General features: G+C 51.9%; 20 protein-coding genes. 9 read left to right on the top strand and 11 right to left on the bottom strand.

Going from position 1 to position 17,504, the window contains the following annotated elements:
• The first annotated feature begins 416 nt into the window (after positions 1-416).
• From Q8Q07_01510 to Q8Q07_01500, 3 genes are all read left to right on the top strand, one after another.
• Positions 417-869 carry a hypothetical protein gene (locus Q8Q07_01510; protein MDP3878968.1) on the top strand — a complete coding sequence of 151 codons (453 nt, stop codon included), beginning with the start codon at positions 417-419 and terminating at the stop codon, positions 867-869.
• A 158-nt stretch (positions 870-1,027) separates the two neighbouring features.
• Positions 1,028-1,216 carry a hypothetical protein gene (locus tag Q8Q07_01505; protein MDP3878967.1) on the top strand — a complete coding sequence of 63 codons (189 nt, stop codon included), beginning with the start codon at positions 1,028-1,030 and terminating at the stop codon, positions 1,214-1,216.
• Between the two features lie 273 nt (positions 1,217-1,489).
• Positions 1,490-2,302 carry a c-type cytochrome gene (locus Q8Q07_01500; GenBank protein MDP3878966.1) on the top strand — a complete coding sequence of 271 codons (813 nt, stop codon included), beginning with the start codon at positions 1,490-1,492 and terminating at the stop codon, positions 2,300-2,302.
• Between the two features lie 114 nt (positions 2,303-2,416).
• Here the strand turns inward: Q8Q07_01500 and Q8Q07_01495 are convergent, their stop codons facing one another.
• On the bottom strand, positions 2,417-5,164 hold the full coding sequence (locus tag Q8Q07_01495; protein MDP3878965.1) for an HAD-IC family P-type ATPase: 2,748 nt from the start codon (positions 5,162-5,164) through the stop codon (positions 2,417-2,419).
• A 233-nt stretch (positions 5,165-5,397) separates the two neighbouring features.
• Between Q8Q07_01495 and Q8Q07_01490 the strand changes: the two genes are divergently transcribed.
• From Q8Q07_01490 to rimM, 6 genes are all read left to right on the top strand, one after another.
• Positions 5,398-5,883 carry a hypothetical protein gene (locus tag Q8Q07_01490; protein ID MDP3878964.1) on the top strand — a complete coding sequence of 162 codons (486 nt, stop codon included), beginning with the start codon at positions 5,398-5,400 and terminating at the stop codon, positions 5,881-5,883.
• 373 nt (positions 5,884-6,256) lie between these two features.
• Entirely contained in the window at positions 6,257-6,721 is a 465-nt protein-coding gene (locus Q8Q07_01485) for a universal stress protein (protein ID MDP3878963.1), read from the top strand.
• Positions 6,722-6,820: 99 nt separating this feature from the next.
• On the top strand, positions 6,821-7,090 hold the full coding sequence (gene rpsP / locus Q8Q07_01480) for a 30S ribosomal protein S16 (GenBank protein MDP3878962.1): 270 nt from the start codon (positions 6,821-6,823) through the stop codon (positions 7,088-7,090).
• A complete protein-coding gene (locus Q8Q07_01475; GenBank protein MDP3878961.1) occupies positions 7,087-7,314 on the top strand; it encodes a KH domain-containing protein in 228 nt (75 codons plus the stop codon). Before rpsP ends, Q8Q07_01475 begins: the two co-directional genes overlap by 4 nt.
• Before the next feature lie 168 nt (positions 7,315-7,482).
• Positions 7,483-8,964, top strand: coding sequence for a PQQ-binding-like beta-propeller repeat protein (locus tag Q8Q07_01470; GenBank protein MDP3878960.1), 1,482 nt, complete (start codon positions 7,483-7,485; stop codon positions 8,962-8,964).
• 24 nt (positions 8,965-8,988) lie between these two features.
• Positions 8,989-9,516, top strand: a complete 528-nt coding sequence (gene rimM / locus Q8Q07_01465; protein ID MDP3878959.1) for a ribosome maturation factor RimM — start codon at positions 8,989-8,991, stop codon at positions 9,514-9,516.
• A 44-nt stretch (positions 9,517-9,560) separates the two neighbouring features.
• On the opposite strand, the gene Q8Q07_01460 is transcribed toward rimM, so the two are convergent.
• The 10 genes from Q8Q07_01460 to Q8Q07_01415 all read right to left on the bottom strand — a co-directional run bounded on the left by Q8Q07_01460 (position 9,561) and on the right by Q8Q07_01415 (position 17,435).
• On the bottom strand, positions 9,561-9,983 hold the full coding sequence (locus Q8Q07_01460; protein ID MDP3878958.1) for a F0F1 ATP synthase subunit epsilon: 423 nt from the start codon (positions 9,981-9,983) through the stop codon (positions 9,561-9,563).
• Entirely contained in the window at positions 9,976-11,379 is a 1,404-nt protein-coding gene (gene atpD, locus Q8Q07_01455) for a F0F1 ATP synthase subunit beta (GenBank protein MDP3878957.1), read from the bottom strand. Before atpD ends, Q8Q07_01460 begins: the two co-directional genes overlap by 8 nt.
• Positions 11,380-11,462: 83 nt before the next feature.
• Entirely contained in the window at positions 11,463-12,323 is an 861-nt protein-coding gene (gene atpG, locus Q8Q07_01450) for an ATP synthase F1 subunit gamma (GenBank protein MDP3878956.1), read from the bottom strand.
• A gap of 9 nt (positions 12,324-12,332) precedes the next feature.
• Positions 12,333-13,850, bottom strand: a complete 1,518-nt coding sequence (gene atpA / locus Q8Q07_01445; protein ID MDP3878955.1) for a F0F1 ATP synthase subunit alpha — start codon at positions 13,848-13,850, stop codon at positions 12,333-12,335.
• Positions 13,851-13,895: 45 nt separating this feature from the next.
• Entirely contained in the window at positions 13,896-14,432 is a 537-nt protein-coding gene (locus Q8Q07_01440; GenBank protein ID MDP3878954.1) for a F0F1 ATP synthase subunit delta, read from the bottom strand.
• Between the two features lie 120 nt (positions 14,433-14,552).
• Positions 14,553-15,062 (bottom strand): F0F1 ATP synthase subunit B, encoded by a 510-nt coding sequence (gene atpF, locus Q8Q07_01435; GenBank protein ID MDP3878953.1) that lies wholly within the window; start codon positions 15,060-15,062, stop codon positions 14,553-14,555.
• 159 nt (positions 15,063-15,221) lie between these two features.
• The gene (locus tag Q8Q07_01430; protein MDP3878952.1) at positions 15,222-15,452 is read right to left on the bottom strand and encodes an ATP synthase F0 subunit C; all 231 of its coding nucleotides are present in this window, start codon (positions 15,450-15,452) and stop codon (positions 15,222-15,224) included.
• 48 nt (positions 15,453-15,500) lie between these two features.
• Positions 15,501-16,463, bottom strand: a complete 963-nt coding sequence (locus tag Q8Q07_01425) for a FoF1 ATP synthase subunit a (protein MDP3878951.1) — start codon at positions 16,461-16,463, stop codon at positions 15,501-15,503.
• Entirely contained in the window at positions 16,463-16,687 is a 225-nt protein-coding gene (locus Q8Q07_01420) for an AtpZ/AtpI family protein (protein MDP3878950.1), read from the bottom strand. The genes Q8Q07_01425 and Q8Q07_01420 overlap by 1 nt, the downstream gene beginning before the upstream one ends.
• 196 nt (positions 16,688-16,883) lie before the next feature.
• Positions 16,884-17,435, bottom strand: coding sequence for a bifunctional nuclease family protein (locus tag Q8Q07_01415; GenBank protein ID MDP3878949.1), 552 nt, complete (start codon positions 17,433-17,435; stop codon positions 16,884-16,886).
• Positions 17,436-17,504 lie beyond the last annotated feature (69 nt).

The raw sequence follows: 17,504 nt of genomic DNA, 5'->3' as shown, positions 1-17,504 counted from the left end.
GCTCTAACCACTGAGCTAACCGCCCAAAACCATATCTATTTTACCCCTAATAATCAACCTTGTAAACAGAGACTTTCTTCCCGGTCAGTTTTTTTGCTGAGTTTGCTTTCAGGCACAAAATGGACTATTCTTGATAATGCGTGTAATACTAATACGGCTGCCTCGTATATTCTAACAGGCAGGCTGGAAGACCCGGGATGCGAGTGACCAAACAGGTACCAACCGGGAGGTATTCGCAGGACTATACGATGAGTTCATGCCGAAAGTGTTCCGTTACATACGTTAAAGTCATAATGCCGAATATTCATCTTGGAGAAGATAAAGACGTGGTCAGCCGGTTGACTCCTCTATCCTGACAATCTCGGCTGATCCCTGACCGGTATGACTACAGGCATATGCCGGAACAATCATCATTAATGAATAGATATAGAAAGAGATTTGCTGCGCTGATAATCCTCTGTTTGCTAATAACAGCCGGTGTCTTCACCGGCTGTAGCCAGGGCAAGGCTGAGCAAGTCACCTTCGACCGGTTGTTTTCTAACCTCAGCCGATACAACAACAGAGAAGTCACGATAGAAGGATTTTACTTTCAAGGCTTTGAAATCAACGTGTTTAGCGAGAGGCTTGAATACTCGGGGTTCGCAGAAGGGCATCTTGTGCCGAAAGGAAGAATGATATGGGTTTCCGGAGGAATTCCCAAAGATATATACAATAAGCTCGACCAACAGCAGATGATGGGACCTACCGAACGCCATGGGAAACTGAGAATAACAGGGAGATTTGAGTACGGCGGGAAATACGGACACCTGGACGGATACAGTTACCAGATAGTACCAGCAAGTGCGCAGCTTCTGCCGTGGGAACAGTGATTGGCCTTCCAGGGGAAATAGCATAGCTACAGAGTACCCCGCCAAAAAAGAGGCGGAGACCTGGAGACCGTGTGGTTAACTTTAGAGAACCGGTTCGTAGCAGGATTAACGAAATCCAGGATATCAATTCCAAATAAGCAATCCGGGAGGTCAGAGCGATGGAATTCTTCATAATAACTGTACTAGCTGTACTTGGGGCTGCCCTTGTCGTCGGTGGTATCGTAGGCTATCTTAAGAGTGAAGGGACTCGAAATAAGGTAATCAGCGCGGCTGCCGTTGCTGCGGGGGTCGTCATGTGGGCAGTTATTCTATTCATTGTCCCTGTTACCACGGTAGGCGGGCCATAGTAATCCGGTACGCGGTGCTACCGGCACTCAAGAAACCTGTTGTCGTATCGATTGTGAGACGTCTTTCTGTCACTGTTCCAGGTTCATTTCCCCTTGTATACGTCCCTTTGACAAAGAACATCGTCTGTGGTATATTATGCGATAATGTGTCTTATCATCACTCTCACAGCTTCCGGCACAAATGGAACCCCACATCGGCACAATGTTAATGAGCAAGACAGGCTTGACCTGACACCAGGTCAGGTACTCAGGAAAAGTTAGGAGGTTTGCAACATGAAAAAATGGACCATTTTGGGGGTGCCAATGCTACTGGCGCTGGCGTGGCTGGCTCTTGCCTGCGCCCCGTCTGAACCCTCTCCCCCAACAACACCGACAACTCCAACGACGCCCACTCAGCCAACAACTCCGGCGGCACCGAGCCCGGCTACTTTGGCTCTGGGAGGAAAGCTCTACGACAACTGGATTAAGACGGCGCAAGTGGAAACCCCTGAGGGGAATTCACCCCTCTGGGCCAGTCAGACCACCAATACGCGGACCGGCAGGGATACCTGGCGTTGCAAAGAGTGCCATGGCTGGGATTACAAAGGCAAAGATGGCGCTTATAGTAAAGGTTCGCATTTCACTGGCTTCCCCGGTGTTTCTGCTGCTGCCGCAACCAAGACGGAAGCTGATCTGGCAGGCGCACTCAAAGGCTCAACCAACCCCAACCATGATTTCTCCGCCTATCTTAACGACGGACAGATTTCCGCCCTGGCTGCCTTCCTCAAGGTAGGGGCGGTGATAGACGAGACCCAGTATATTGACTACACTACCAAAGCACCCAAGTCAGCCGACGCTGCCAAGGGCAAACAGCTTTATGACAGTAATTGTGTTGCTTGCCACGGGGCAGACGGTAAGATGCTCAACTTCGGAAGTACAGAAGATCCGGAGTATTTAGGTACTATAGCCCTGGATAATCCCTGGGAGTTCATACACAAGGTGCGCTTCGGGCAGCCCGGAACTGGCATGCCCTCTGGCGTGGAGCAGCAATGGAGCATTCAGGATATCATTGATATCCTGGCTCATTCCCAAACCCTCCCCAAGTAGTAAGCCCTGTCGCTCCCTCAACACGTTAAGAAAGCCTGAAGGAACTGAGTTCCTTCAGGCTTTCCTCTTCTTACCTCTATCTGACAAACTTGATGATTTTACCTTTAACTTTAATTAAGCGCTCTCAACCGGTTTATATTTTCCTGAGCTATATAATTTCGGGAAGAAAGCTTTACGCCCCTCCTCAAGCGCGAATAACCCTCCGGCTGCCAGCACCACAATAACCCAGTCACCCAGCGTCAACGGAAAGGTATCGAACGCCACTTGCAGGAAGGGCACATAGACCACCGCCATTTGCAGCAGCACGGCGACACTGATAGATATGACCAGGGCGCGGTTACGGAAAACGCCCAGATGGAAAACGGTGTGCTCATCAGAGCGGGCGCTGAAAGCCATCAACCATTCGAAAGCGACGATAGCGCAGAAGGCCAGCGTCCGGGCCTCTTCAATACTCATCCTTGTTTCCGCCCAGCGGAAAATCAGGAAAGTGCCCAGTCCGATCAATAACGCCATTACCATAATCCTCATGATTAATCCGGGATAGATAAGGCCGATTCTTGGGTCGCGAGGCGGTTGCTTGAGTTCATCACCGAATTTGGGCTCCATGCCAAGCGGAATATCTCCGGCAGTATCCGTGACCAGGTTTACCCAGAGAATCTGGACTGCCAACAAAGGCGACTGCCCGACGAATACCAGGGCCAGTATCAGGGTCACCAGCTCGCTTAAGTTTGTATTCAACGTATAAAAAAGGACGTTTCTCAGCCGGGTGAAAATAGCCCGGCCCTCATCCACGGCCGAGACCACGGAAGCGAAGTTATCGTCCGCCAGTACCATATCACTGGCCTCTTTGGCGACATCCGTTCCAGTGATACCCATGGCAACTCCAATATCAGCCGCTTTTAATGCCGGAGCATCATTAACACCATCCCCGGTCATCGCCACGATTTCCCCGTCAGCCTTGAGGGCGTTTACTATCCTCAGCTTATGCAGCGGCTCGATGCGTGCAAAAACCGAGATGTTTTCTATATCGGCGGCCAGTTCTTCATCGCTCATTTTTTGCAATTCAGCCCCCGTTATTGCCTTCCCCGGAGGAATACCGATCTGGCGAGCTATCGATTCCGCCGTAATCTTGTTATCACCGGTTATCATCTTTACCTTTATGCCGGCCTGTCGGCATAAAGCGATTGCTTCCCTGGCCTCCTGCCGGGGCGGGTCTGACATACCGGCGAGTCCGATAAAGGTCAGGTTATCCTGGACATTCTCATCAGTCAACCTGTCCGGCCCATCCGGAAAATCGCGGTAGGCGATGGCGATTACCCTTAAAGCATCCGTCCCCATATTCGATGCGGCTTCCGCTATTTCCTTACGATCAGATTCCGTTATCGGCGCCGCATGATTGTTTTTCAGGATATACCGGCTATAGGCAAGTATCTTTTCCGGTGAACCCTTGACGAAAGCCGTCGAGTGTCCCTCTTCCGAATGCAGCGTTGCCATATAGTGCAGGGTGACCATATATTGCTTTTCGCTGGCAAAAGGAAGCTCGGCTATTCGTGGATACTTGTCCCGCAGATCACCCTGCTGCAATCCGGCTTTCGCAGCGGCTACCACCAGCGCCCCTTCGGTAGGGTCGCCAAATATACCATGTTTCCCATTACCCTCTGTCAACGAGGCATCGTTACACAGCGCTCCTGCGCGCAGGAGCAGAGTTACCTGGTTGTCCTTGTCCAGCTTGATTGACTGCCCATTTTGTCTGAATTCGCCTTCCGGCTCGTAGCCTTCACCGGTAATCTCGATGAATTGACCGTCCGAGAAAAGCCTCCGGACGGTCATCTGGTTCAAGGTCAACGTACCGGTCTTGTCGGTACAGATAACCGTGGCTGAACCGAGGGTCTCAACGGCTACCAGCTTGCGGATAATGGCATTACGGCGCGCCATAGTCCGCATACCGATAGCAAGCACGACGGTCACCACGGCCGGAAGACCTTCAGGGATGGAAGCGACGGCTGCCGCTATTGCCAGCATGAACAGATCGAAGAGTCCAAGTCCCCGGATCAAACCAACCGCCACCAGAAGGGCGCTTACCCCAAGGAAAACAAAGACCAGATATTGACTCAGTTTCTTGATATTGCGTTGTAACGGCGTGTCTTCCTGTGTGGCCTCTTCGAGTCCGGTCGCTATCTTCCCAATCTCGGTTCCCATACCGGTCAGCACGGCAACACCGGTAGCCCTGCCGCTGGTGATGGTAGTACTCATGAAGAGCATATTTACTCTTTCGCTAACAATGGCGTCTTCCGGTACGGGAGCGATTTGCTTTTCCACGGGGGCCGATTCTCCGGTCAGCGCAGACTCGTTGACTTTTAAGTTAACGCTTTCCAGAAGTCTGACATCCGCCGAAACCTTATCCCCGGTTTCGAAAAGCAAGATATCGCCGGGCACTATCTCGCGGGCAGGTATGGTATCGATATGCCCATTACGTCTTACTTTAGCTCTCGGCGCCGCCATCTCCAGTAGCGCTTCCATCGCTTTCTCCGCCTGGCTTTCCTGAAACGTCCCGATTGCCGCGTTCAGAATAATCACGCCAAAGATAACGACGGCATCGATGAAATGCTCTTCCCCGGTGAATAGCTGTGATACCAGGGAAATAATGCCGGCCGCCAGTAGAACGTATATCAACGGACTGAGAAATTGCCGCAGAAAGACCTTGATGAGAGATGGCTTCTTTTTGCCTCTTAACTCATTCGCCCCGTACTTGACCAGGCGTTCTCCGGCCTCGGTTGCTGTCAGACCGGACAGGCTGGAGCCTATTTTTGATAATGCTTCTTCCGGCGTCAGGCCATGCCATGAAATCGCTGTTATTTCCATATAGACAACTTTATCCTATTTGTTTCCTGGCTTCAATGTATTCGACCGTTACGGCAGACTTCTGATGTATCTAATTTGAGTACCAAACCTTGAGGACAACGCAAGCTTAAATGTATAATCCTTAATGACGTGGTAAAAAGATAGAAGTCTGAGATTTCTTTAATTTGACCGGGAAGGTATATACTGACAGGACAAACGGGGGGGAAACCTATTTGAACAGGATTCTTCAATGGTTGGTAACTTTCGTTGTGACGCTGGTCGCGAGCATCTTCGGTTCACTCCCGGTGTTCGCCCTGGGACTGATTGTCCATGAAGCCGTCAGCAACAGCCTGACCATAATGGTAGTGGGGCTTCTGGCAGCAATCAGTTCAAGCTGGCTGTCCAATCTCTTCAGAATCGGCGGCATGAGGAGTCGCCTGCTGCATATTGTGGCAACTTCCGAGATAGTAGCTTCTATCCTGGCCCTCGCTTACTTCCTGGTAACCATCAGTCCCGCCATTGCGTCAGTACGCAGACTATTTCCGGCCAACATTTTCTTACTTGGAGCATGGGGTGTACTCTTGACAACGAGCGCATGTTTCGCAGCCTGGCGCTTTCGTAGCCCAACACGTAACCTGAAGCGGGATGCTATCATGTCTCTCGTTCTACCTGGGCTGGCGATAGTAGCTATCGTGGCGACTATGGCTATCGCGTCTCTTTTCGGTTTAACCGGAGCCTAACCAGCGATTCCTCTCATGCGCTCGCTTCACCGCCTCAATGTCAAGCTTCTTTGCTATCGGTATTATTCGGTTTTGGTTGGCGGTGTCATTGCGAGACCATTCCGCCGCAGGCGGAAGGCGAAGCAATCTCGGCGGGGGCGGAATTATCCCTTACCCCCAGATTGCCACGTCGTCCACCGGAGGCGGACTCCTCGCAATGACAAATAAAACCAACCAAATGCAAACAGAACCTTGCTATCATATTGCTTGACAAGACTGGTTTATTCTATCTATATTAGCACCATACAGCGGCTGGATAGACCCGGGATGACACTCCCGGCGGAAGAAAAAGAGCCTGGTAAAACTTGCCGCTACCGCAAAAAGGAGACCCTGCATGTTTGAGAGAGTTCTTGTTTGCCTGGACGGGACGCGGTTTGGCGGGCAGGCGCTTGACTACGCCATCGAGATAGCAAAACGCTTCAGTGCGGAGGTGGTTCTGATACGGGTGATAACCGCGGCAACCCCTGAACACCCGATATCACTGAGCGCGGAGGTCAGCGAGATTGCCAAAGACACAGCGCACTTAAAAGATAAAAGGAATGTCGAGACCGCCAGGCGATACCTGAAGACGAAGCTCGAGCAGGTAACCGCTCGGGGCGTCAAGAGTTCCATCCACGTTGTGGCGGGAGTTCCGGGCAAGGCTATCGTACAGTTTTGCCACCAGGAAAACGTGGGGCTGGTGGTGATGATGACCCATGGCAAGAGTGGCATCAAGAGAGCTATCCTGGGCAGCACCACTGACGAGGTTATCCGTGAATCCGGCTTACCGGTACTGGCAATCTCCCCACGGCCAGACTAGGGGATGGTGTATTGCAGTCTTTCCGCTGTTGAATCAGGCAGCGCTGCGGCGCGCTATTGACAGCCAACTATTTATAGCGCATACTATCCTAGAACGAAGATGGTAAAAATTAGACTACGCAGAACAGGAGCCCGGAACAGACCAAGCTATCGGCTGGTGGTAGCCGATTCCCGAGCCCCCCGTGACGGGGCGTTCATCAGCATCATCGGCCATTACAATCCATTAACTGACCCGGAGACAGTCGTTATCAACGAAGAACAAGCTCTATACTGGCTCGGACAGGGTGCCCAACCAACGGCTACTGCTGCCAGATTACTGACCAAAACCAACATCCTGGAGAAGTTCAAAACCATCAAGGAGAAAACATGAAAGAGCTAGTTGAATACATCGCCAAATCGATTGTCAATTCACCCGATGATGTTGTGGTTACTGAAGAAACTACTGAACAGGGTATAACACTCAAGCTGCAGGTTGCTGACGATGATAAAGGTAGAGTTATCGGTAAACAAGGCCGTATCGCTGAAGCTATGCGCACACTGGTACGGGTAAAAGCAGCCAAAACAGGCACCAGAGCCATCCTCGAGATTGTGTAAGCTGATCTCTGAGGATACTTAAGTTATCAAGTCAAACCGCTTCGGGCTTCCCCAAGACATGAACTGAGGAAGCCCTTTGTCAATAAAAGGGAAGGTTGGGTAGCAAAGGCAGTCCTCTCAAAGCCTCAGTGATGAGGCTTCCTTGTCTTTATCCAGAAACGCATCGCTATGAACGGGGACAACCCCATCGCAAAGAATATCTCCAACCAGGATCCGGAGCCAGCCCGGGATTCAACTGAGACCGCAGGGAACTGGGTTATCTGCCCCGTGTGCCATCAGCCTAACCCCGCCGGGACATGGCTCTGCGAACATTGCTGGGGAGCCGTACTCCGTGATACCCCGGCATTCTCCTTCCAGAAAGCCCGGGAAGTGTCTAAAGGAAGGTTAGCCCGTCTCAAGCGCAAAAAATTAATCAAGCTAATCGCTCTCATTCTTACCCCTCCCATCATCCTGGCTGTTGGCGTTTTCCTCGGTTTCTACTCGTTAACTGACAAGATCTCAAAGCCCCCTCAAAGCGTCAATTCCAGCTCGGTGACCGGTCAATGGGCTATGTTCCAGCATGACCTGGGGCGCTCCGGTAACGCCAACTCAAATGGTATTCTACCCCGGGGCGAGATAAAATGGGTCTTTCCCACCGGTGGCGCCGTACACTCCTCACCGGCAGTAGCCAACGGCACCGTCTATATCGGTTCCAGAGACAACAAGCTCTACGCTCTGGACGCAAATACCGGCGCTAAACGCTGGGAGTTCACCACGGACAGCTGGGTCGATTCCTCGCCGGTAGTCGCTGACGGTGTCGTCTATTTCGGTTCAAACGACAGCAAACTATATGCACTCGATGCTGGTACCGGTAAAAAACTCTGGGACTTCAAGACACAATACGCGATAACATCAGCCGCGGCGGTAGCCAACGGGGTCGTTTATTTTGGCGGGGATGATTATTATCTCTATGCCCTGGATAGCAAAGACGGAACCAAAATATGGGACTACAGGACCAGAGGCATCGTGAAATCATCTCCGGTAGTAGCCAACGGCATCCTCTACGCCGGGACAGGAAGTGACTTCAGCTATGCTCTGGACACCAGGGACGGCCGGTTCCGGCTGCGCTTTCTGTCACATTATCCGGTCTATTCTTCTCCGGTGGTAAACGGGAGTACCGTATACTTTATCCATTCCGATGGCTCGCTATTTGCCGTTGACGGGTACGCCCGGAGCTGGCCACACGAACACGCCCTTAAACCCCACTGGACGCAGCTTTGGCTGATGGGTATTCCCGGAATACCCCAACCACCACCCCAGTCCGGTTTTCTCTGGGGTATCAAGATTGGCGGCACCGGCAGTTCATCTCCGGCGATAGCCAACGGTACCCTGTACGCAGGCTCGGACAACCGGCTGGTAGCTGTAGACCTGGAGAAGCACCAGCGAATCTGGGAGTTCGAAGCCGATAGTACCATAAGGTCATCACCGGCTGTGACCGATACCGCTGTTTTTGTGGGCAGTGAAGGCGGGATATTCTACGCTATCGATGCCGCCAGCGGGGAAAAGCTCTGGGACATTCCATTTGCCAACCAGATAGTCTCATCACCGGCTGTGGTCAACGGAACAATCTACATTGCCTCTTATGATGGTAATGTCTATGCCATCGAGTAGTCCTGTTTAGTTACTGAATAAAGCATGAAAACATCCCAACCGGAATATATCACCATCGGCAAAATACTGGGTCCCTGGAGCGCCGGGGGGAAAGTGAGAGTGGAAGTAACCACTGATTTCCCCCAGCGTTTCGCTCCCTCTTCCCGTGTTTACATCAACGGGCAACCGGTTACCATTGACGGCATCCAGTGGCACAAAGGGAAAGCCCTCGTCAAACTGCACGCAATCGACAGCCTTAAAGAAGCCGAGAAGCTGACGGGGCAGTTACTCGAAATAGACCGTAACCAGCTTGACCCTCTACCTGAAGGAGAATACTACCATTTTCAGGTTATCGGGCTGGAGGTGCGGACAACTGGTGGAGAGCTTCTGGGAAAGATAATTGACATTCTATCAACGCCGGGCAATGATAATTATGTAGTCAGCGCAAATAACGAGGAAATTCTCATCCCGGCGATTGAGGACGTGGTACAGTCCATCAACATTGAGGGAAATTACCTCGTTATTGAGCCTATCGAAGGTTTACTGAACTTAAACAAGAAAGCGGCCGGATAAAAATTCCGGCCGCCGAATAGCTCACCTTTTTCTCTCCGGCAGTCTTACATCGTCGTCTGCCTTCTTCTCCTCTTTTCAGCTACCCTGAGTCTAGTTAGTGAGCGCCGCAGCGCCGCCTCGGCTTGAGCCAGGTCTACCTCAGGGGTGCGGTGAGCCAGGCGTTCCTGGGCACGACGCTTGGCTTCCTCGGCGCGGGCCAGGTCTATCTCCTCAGCCCTTTCAGCGGCGTCAGCCAGCACTATAATACGGTCCGGGCGTACCTCAAGAAAGCCACCGGAGATAGCCAGGGAAAACTCCGTGCCGCTCTTCTTCACGCGTAACTCACCCGGCTGCAAAATAGTCATCAGTGGCGTATGATGCGGCAGGATTCCCAGTTGACCTTCAATACCGGGAGCGATGACCATTTCAACATCATCTGAATAGATTGACCGCTCGGCGGTAACAATATCGAGCCTGATGCTAGACACTGCTCTGTGCCTCCAGTTTCCTGGCTGCTTCCACTGCCTCGTCTATGGTTCCCACCATAAAAAAGGCCTGTTCCGGCAGCGTATCATGCTTCCCTTCCAGTATCTCCTTAAAACCGCGTACCGTCTCCGCAATTGAAACATACCTCCCCGGCCGGCCGGTAAAGACTTCACTTACAAACATGGGCTGGGATAAAAATCTCTGTATCCGGCGCGCGCGGGCTACCGTGACCTTGTCCTCATCACTCAGTTCTTCAATACCGAGGATTGCGATGACATCCTGAAGGTCTTTATAGCGCTGTAGCACCTGCTGTACCCCCCGGGCGACGTTATGGTGCTCTTCACCCACAATATTGGGGTCAAGTATTCTTGAGGTTGAAGTCAGCGGGTCAACCGCCGGGTATAAGCCCTGCTCAGCGATAGACCGCTCCAGGGCAATCACAGCATCAAGATGGCCAAAGGTGGTCGCCACACCCGGGTCAGTATAATCATCAGCCGGTACGTAAACTGCCTGGAAAGAGGTTATTGAACCCTTCTTGGTAGAGGTAATCCTTTCCTCCAGCTCACCAACCTCGGTGGCCAGTGTCGGCTGATAGCCTACGGCTGAGGGCATGCGTCCCAGCAGGGCGGATACTTCCATGCCTGCCAGGGTATAGCGGTAAATGTTATCAATAAACAGCAAAACGTCCTGCCCCTCGACATCACGGAAGTATTCCGCCATGGTCAGTCCAGTCAGCCCGACGTTAAAGCGCACCGCCGGTGGCTCATTCATCTGGCCGAAAACCAGCACGGTCTTATCAATAACCCCGGATGACTTCATTTCCTGCCACAGGTCATTACCCTCACGAGAGCGCTCCCCGATACCGGTAAAGACTGAGAAACCCCCGTGCTCCGTGGCGATATTACGTATAAGCTCCTGAATAATAACCGTCTTGCCCACTCCGGCGCCACCATAAGCGCCTACCTTGCCTCCCTTGGTAAAGGGACAGATCAGGTCAATAACCTTGAGTCCGGTCTCCAGCATCTCGGTAGAAGTCTCCTGTTCCTCCAAGGTCGGCGGAGCACGATGGATTTGCCACTTTTCTTCAGCTTTAACCTCACCGAGATTGTCCAGAGGTTCACCCATAACATTAAACAAACGCCCCAGGGTGGACTTACCCACCGGGACACTCAGTGGCGCCCCGGTATCTACCGCCTCAACGCCTCGCTGCAGTCCCTCGGTAGGCGATAGTGACAGACACCGCACCCAGTTATTGCCGATATGCTCTTGGACTTCAAGCACAAACCTTTCGCCATCACTGTTAACCTCGATAGCATTAAAAAGTGACGGCAACGCGTCCGGAGGGAACTCAACGTCCACTACCGTACCGATTACCTGTACTACTTCACCCTTTGCCATTTCTCACCTCACAACCTTTTCTTACTTCAGGGTACTTATCATCTTCAGATACCGCCAGTGCCTGCCATTGAAAAAGTCATTCGCTAACCAAGCAAGGCGGCCACTCCGCCGGTAATATCGAGGAGTTCTTTAGTGATCATCTCCTGGCGGGCTTTATTATACATTAGGGTCAAATCATCAACCAGATCTCCGGCGCTTTCCGTAGCGTTCCGCATCGCCACCATTCTGGCAGACTGCTCGCTGGCGATAGCTTCCAGGATAGCATGATAGATCTCCATCTCCACAAACCGCGGCAGCAGTCCGGCCAGCACCACATCCGAACCTGATTCATAGATATAATCTACATTCTGCACGCCGGGTATTTCCGCAGGTTCTACCGGCAGCAATGGCTCCACCACCGGTTTCTGTACCATCACCGAGACAAACTTGGTGTAAGACAAATAGACGGCGTCAATAACGCCGTTAGTGTAGTCATCAATGATAACACGTGAAATCGGGACGGTATCGAGCAGTCCCGGCTGGTCACCCAGCCAGGTGAATTCAGCGCGAATATCACGTCCGTGCCGCCGCATAAAGTCCAGTCCCTTACGACCAACATTGATAACCGTACTCGGGACATTTCTCTCCAGTATAAAAGCAGCCGTAAGGCGGTTGATATTGGCGATAAGCCCGCCGCACAGACCGCGGTCAGGGGTAATATGCACTATGGCGATTTTATTCACCGGCCGGCGCTGCATCAAGGGGTGCAACTCCCTGCCCTCAGCCGGTAGAGCGGCCAGGTCAGCAATCACCTGGCGAATCTTCTCCGCATAGGGGCGACCGGCCAAACTACGCTCCTGTGTTCGCCTCATCTTGGAGGTGGCAATCATCTCCATAGCCCGGGTAATCTTGGCAATGCTCTGAATGCCCCGTATCCGGCGTCGAACTAAACGGATATTAGCCAATCTTCGTCCTCACGCTGATAATTTTGCTCCCTGCTTGAACTCTACAATAGCCGCCTTCAAGGCCTCCGCCGTCTCTGCGATAATATCCTTTGTCTTGACAATACTATCGATTATCTCATGGTGGCTGATATCCATGAACCGGCTAAAGTTGACCTCAAAAGCGCTGATCTGGTCAACGTCAACATCATCCAGATAACCGTTGATGGCCGCATATAGAATCATAACCTGCTGCGCCCCCGGTATCGGACTGTACTGACCCTGTTTCAGTACCTCGGTAACGCGCCGTCCACGCTCAAGCTGGTCTCTGGTTGCCTGGTCCAGCTCGGAAGTACCAAACTGAGCGAAGGCAGCCAGTTCCCGGTACTGGGCCAGCTCCAGCCTGAGCCTGCCCGCTACCTGCTTCATCGCCTTGGTCTGGGCAGCGCTTCCTACCCGGGAGACCGATAAACCAACATTCAACGCCGGCCTTTGTCCGGCATTAAAGAGGTCTGATTCCAGGTAAATCTGCCCGTCAGTGATGGAGATAACATTAGTCGGGATATAGGCGGATACATCACCCGCCTGTGTCTCGATAATAGGTAAAGCGGTAAGAGAACCCCCGCCCCGTTCATCATTCAGTTTGGCAGCTCTTTCCAGCAAACGGCTATGCAGGTAGAAGACATCCCCGGGATATGCCTCCCGCCCCGGAGGACGGCGCAAAAGTAATGAAAGCTGACGGTAAGCCCAGGCGTGCTTGGAGAGGTCATCATAGACCACCAGGGCGTCCCTGCCCTGCTCCATAAACTCCTCTCCGATGGCACAACCGGAATAAGGAGCCAGATATTGCATGGCAACAGCATCAGAGGCGGTGGCGGCCACCACCACCGTATGCTTCATCGCCCCATACTTTTCCAGCGTCGCCACCACCCGTGCCACGTTGGATGTTTTCTGCCCGATGGCAACATATATACAGATTAAATCGCCATCCTTCTGATTAATAATCGTATCCAGCGTAATTGCTGTCTTTCCCGTGGAACGGTCACCAATAATAAGCTCCCGCTGTCCCCGGCCTATGGGGATCAGGCTGTCTATTACCTTGATGCCGGTATGCACCGGGGTATTTACTGAAGCACGTACGGCAACATTAGGCGCCACCCGCTCTACCGCGCGCGTCTTATCGCTCTTAATAGGCCCTTTACCGTCCAGAGGACGCCCCAGAGGGTCAACCACCCGCCCGACCATACCATCACCTACCGGGACTTCCACAATCCGGCCGGTACGCCGCACCTCGTCTCCCTCTTTGATTTTAGTAAAATCGCCAAGGATAATGGCGGCCACGCTATCTTCTTCCAGGTTCATGGCAATCCCCATAATCTCGTTGGGAAACTGGAGCAGCTCATTATACTTGGCCGCGGATAAACCATGAATATGAGCAATGCCATCACCAATCTCAACCACCGTGCCCACGTCAATCATAGTGGTGTTGATGCCAAACTGCTCAATCTGCTGCTTAATGACCGCAACAATGTCTTGCCCTCTTGTTGTCATCTCGCTATCTCCCCTCTTACCTTTTTACAAACCGGCTACCCGGCACTATTTGGACACCCTGCTTAACTCTTTCTTCAAAGCCTCCAGGCGGCCACGCGTACTGCCATCAATAAGTTTGCCGCTAACCCTGGCTACAAATCCCCCTATCAGACCGGGGTCCGTTACCAGGCGGACGACTACCTTCCGGTCAACGATATCCCCCAGACGTTCCGCCAGTCTTTGCTTATCTTCATCATCCAGAGGGACGGCAGTAATAACCTCAGCCTCTGCAATACCACGGTAGTCATTCAATAACTGCCGGTAATGTTCGGCGATATGACTTATTATACCCAAACTGTCCTTGGACAACAGCAGGTGAATCAGATTCCTGGCCAGGGGATTTATATCACCGAGTTGTCCGGCAAGCAACCTGGTTTTATCTTCAAAATGGAGCCTGGGATTCTCAAAGAGCGCCAGCAGTTCGGCATTTTTGCCAAGAATGGCAAGAGCAGTCAGATCAGATTGCCACCTGTCGAGATCTCCCCGCTCCAGAGCCAACTGAAATACTGCCCGCGCATAGCGCATCGCATTGTTGCCTTTCAACTCTATCTCCTTCCCCGGGACTACCTTACTTTTCCCGCGGCGCCAGACCTACCTCCATACCAGGGGATTCTTCTGTAAACCGATAACCCGCACCGGCTACAATTTCCGATACGAAGTAAGCTAACCTCTCTTCAGAGAAGAGCTGTCTTCCAGGGACTTCTCGATAAGTTCACGGTGTGCTTCCTTATCCAGCGAACGACTGATGACTTTTTCCGCCGCCAGTATCGTCAGGTCAGCAAACTCCTTGCGCAGTTCCCCGATAGCCTCATCCCTCTCCCTCTGAATATCCGCCTGCGCCCTGGTGATAAGGGCCTCGGCTTCTGTTCTGGCTTCCTGCTGCGCCCGTTGCCTAGCCTCCTCCCCGGTACGCACCGCCCGGGCAATTACTTCCTGCCCCTCTTTGCTGGCGGCCTCTATCTGTTTTTTCACCTCTTCCTCGGCGTGAGCGGCCTGCTCCTTGATGCGCTCGGTCTGTTCCATACTCTCTTTCACTTTACCGGCACGCTCATCAAGTATTCTCATTATCGGCTTATAAGCTACCAGACGGAGCAGCACAAAGAGGATGCCAAAATTGACAATCTGTGCCAGCAATGATGGCAGACTTATACCCAGGGCAGCCAATCCTTCCATAATCTAAACACCTCTCAACCGGGTTTATGCCGTGAATATCAACGCCGTTATCAGTCCGACAAAGGACATTACTCCCAGAATAACGCCCAGAAATAAAACCACTATCGAAATAGGCAGACCATCCTGTCCCATAACTACCCCCTTATTAACATTAATTACTTACGCGATCATGGCCATGATAATAGCGATAATCAGGACATAGATCCCGATAGCTTCAGCGAAAGCAGTGACCAGGATCATGTTTGTCATTATGGGACCGCTCGCTTCGGGGTTACGGGCAATACCCGTCAAGGCAGAAAAACCGATAAGGCCGATAGCCAGCGCCGGCCCCAGCATTCCCAGTCCCGCTGCCATTCCCACCGCCAACATTTTAATCACTTCAGGTTCCATTATCTACCTCCTTCTATATTTTTCAGATTATATTAAATCAGAGCAAGATTATTTTTCATGACCTTCATGGCTATGAGGAGTAACCGCCACAGTAAGGAAAATCAGAGTCAGGCCACCGAAGATAAGCGCCTGGACAAATCCGACCAGCAACTCAAGCCCGTAAAAAGGCAGCGCGAATAAATAGGGAACCAGGAATACCGCCATTAGAAGGAGTATTTCTCCGGCTGTCATATTGCCGAACAGACGGAGAGTAAAGCTAACAACGCGCACCATTTCACTCAAAAATTCTATCAGACCGATAAAGATCTGAATGATACCGTTGAATATTCCGCTCAGACCGGTAAGCGGCCTGCCCCTGGCCAGCTGTCCCAAACCGGATAAAAACTGGCCGAAATTAAAGAACTTCTTCATATACCCGGCTCCCAGCATTCTGATCCCGAAATACTCAACAAAAACAAAAGACATCAGAGCGACGGCTAAAGGCGTATTAATATCAGTATTGGCCGCCCGCAGCAAATGTGCCTCACCATGCCCGGTATGAACGACTATTGAGCCAAACCCCGGCAGCAGAGCCAGCCAGGCGTTAAAGCCGACAAAGAGAAAAATGGTCGCCACTACCGGAAAGAAACGGACGCCGTTTCTTTCCCCGGCGACGCTCTGGCAGAAACTAAGCAGTGACCCGAGAATAAACTCCAGCAGGCCCTGCCACCTTCGCGGTATGATCCTCACCCGGCGGCTAACCGCGTAAGAAAAACCGACCAGCACTAGAACCGTAACCCAGGTCGCAATAACACTGTTGGTTACCGGAAATTCCAGCACATGGAAGATAACCTCGGCCGGTAGTTCGGGGTGCGGTTGGGATACACTGAGCCAGTCCGGCAGCCCCAGGTCGCCGAAAACGCTCGCCCCCAGAGGACCACTGGCGAAGCCAAGCAAAAAGAGCGCCAGCAGCGCCAGAATGACCCCGATAGCCAGAGGGAAAGAGCAGCCGAGCAAACTCTTCTTCGGCACTACTTTTTCCTCTCGCTTCTCTTCTTATTGATATTGGGCAGAATCATCCGATAAACACCATAAAAAGCAACGATAATACCCAGCACCAAGCCGGCTATTACCAGAAAAGGCCGGCTATTAAATTTATCATCAAGCCATAAACCACCGAGCACGCCCAGTATTATACTCACCCCGACATACCATCCCACCCCTATCAGCCTTAAGGCCGCAACCAACCTGCTCATGACACCGGCAGCATATCAAACCCGCCTGTCCGCTTCAAGTTTCCACCCGGATGCTCAGCTCGTTCTACGGCACAGAGCTATCAAGTTTTTTTATTATCCGGTATTAATCTTAGTCATTAAAAAACCCTAAGAGCTTATCCAGTCATAGGGTCCTTTACTGAGTCACACCTTACTTAATGCCGATACCGCCACAGTCCTAAGACTTGTGCTTATCAAAATCATCCCAGTTAAGAGTATCTATGAAATCCTGGAAGGCGGACAGTCTTTTCATCTCATCTTCACTGACCCTTCTACCACCACCGCCACCCGCATCTTCCTTGTCTCCGGAAATAGGTTTGCCCGTTTCCTTATCCAGCAGGATACCGGCTTTATCCATAACTGATTCATCGACGTATACCGGCGCCGATACCCTGACCGCCAGTGCCAGAGCATCACTGGGGCGGGAGTCTATCTCCATCTGCTCCCCATCTACATTAAGCGTAATCTTGGCGTAAAAAGTGTCATTCTTCAAATCATTAACAACAATAGAACTGACTTTAGCGCCGAAGGCATCAATAACTGAGCGTAACAAATCATGAGTCAAGGGTCTGGGGACACTGACTCCCTGTAGCTCTACCGCGATGGCATCTGCCTCCGCCGGACCAATCCAGATGGGCAGGTAACGGTCTGCCAGCTTCTCCTTCAGAATCACCACCCTCTGATAATTCATCAAGCTCACTCGTATGCTATCAATACTCATTTCTATCATAACCACACCTCCTCTGCTCGGCAGCCAAACTAATTCTAACGCACCAGGTTACCACTGTCAACTAGGATT

It is taken from the genome of Dehalococcoidales bacterium (assembly GCA_030698765.1).
Classification (GTDB): Bacteria; Chloroflexota; Dehalococcoidia; order Dehalococcoidales; family UBA2162; genus JAUYMF01.
The sequence above is the reverse complement of the archived record's forward strand: the minus strand, read 5'-3'. Positions and strand labels throughout refer to the sequence as shown.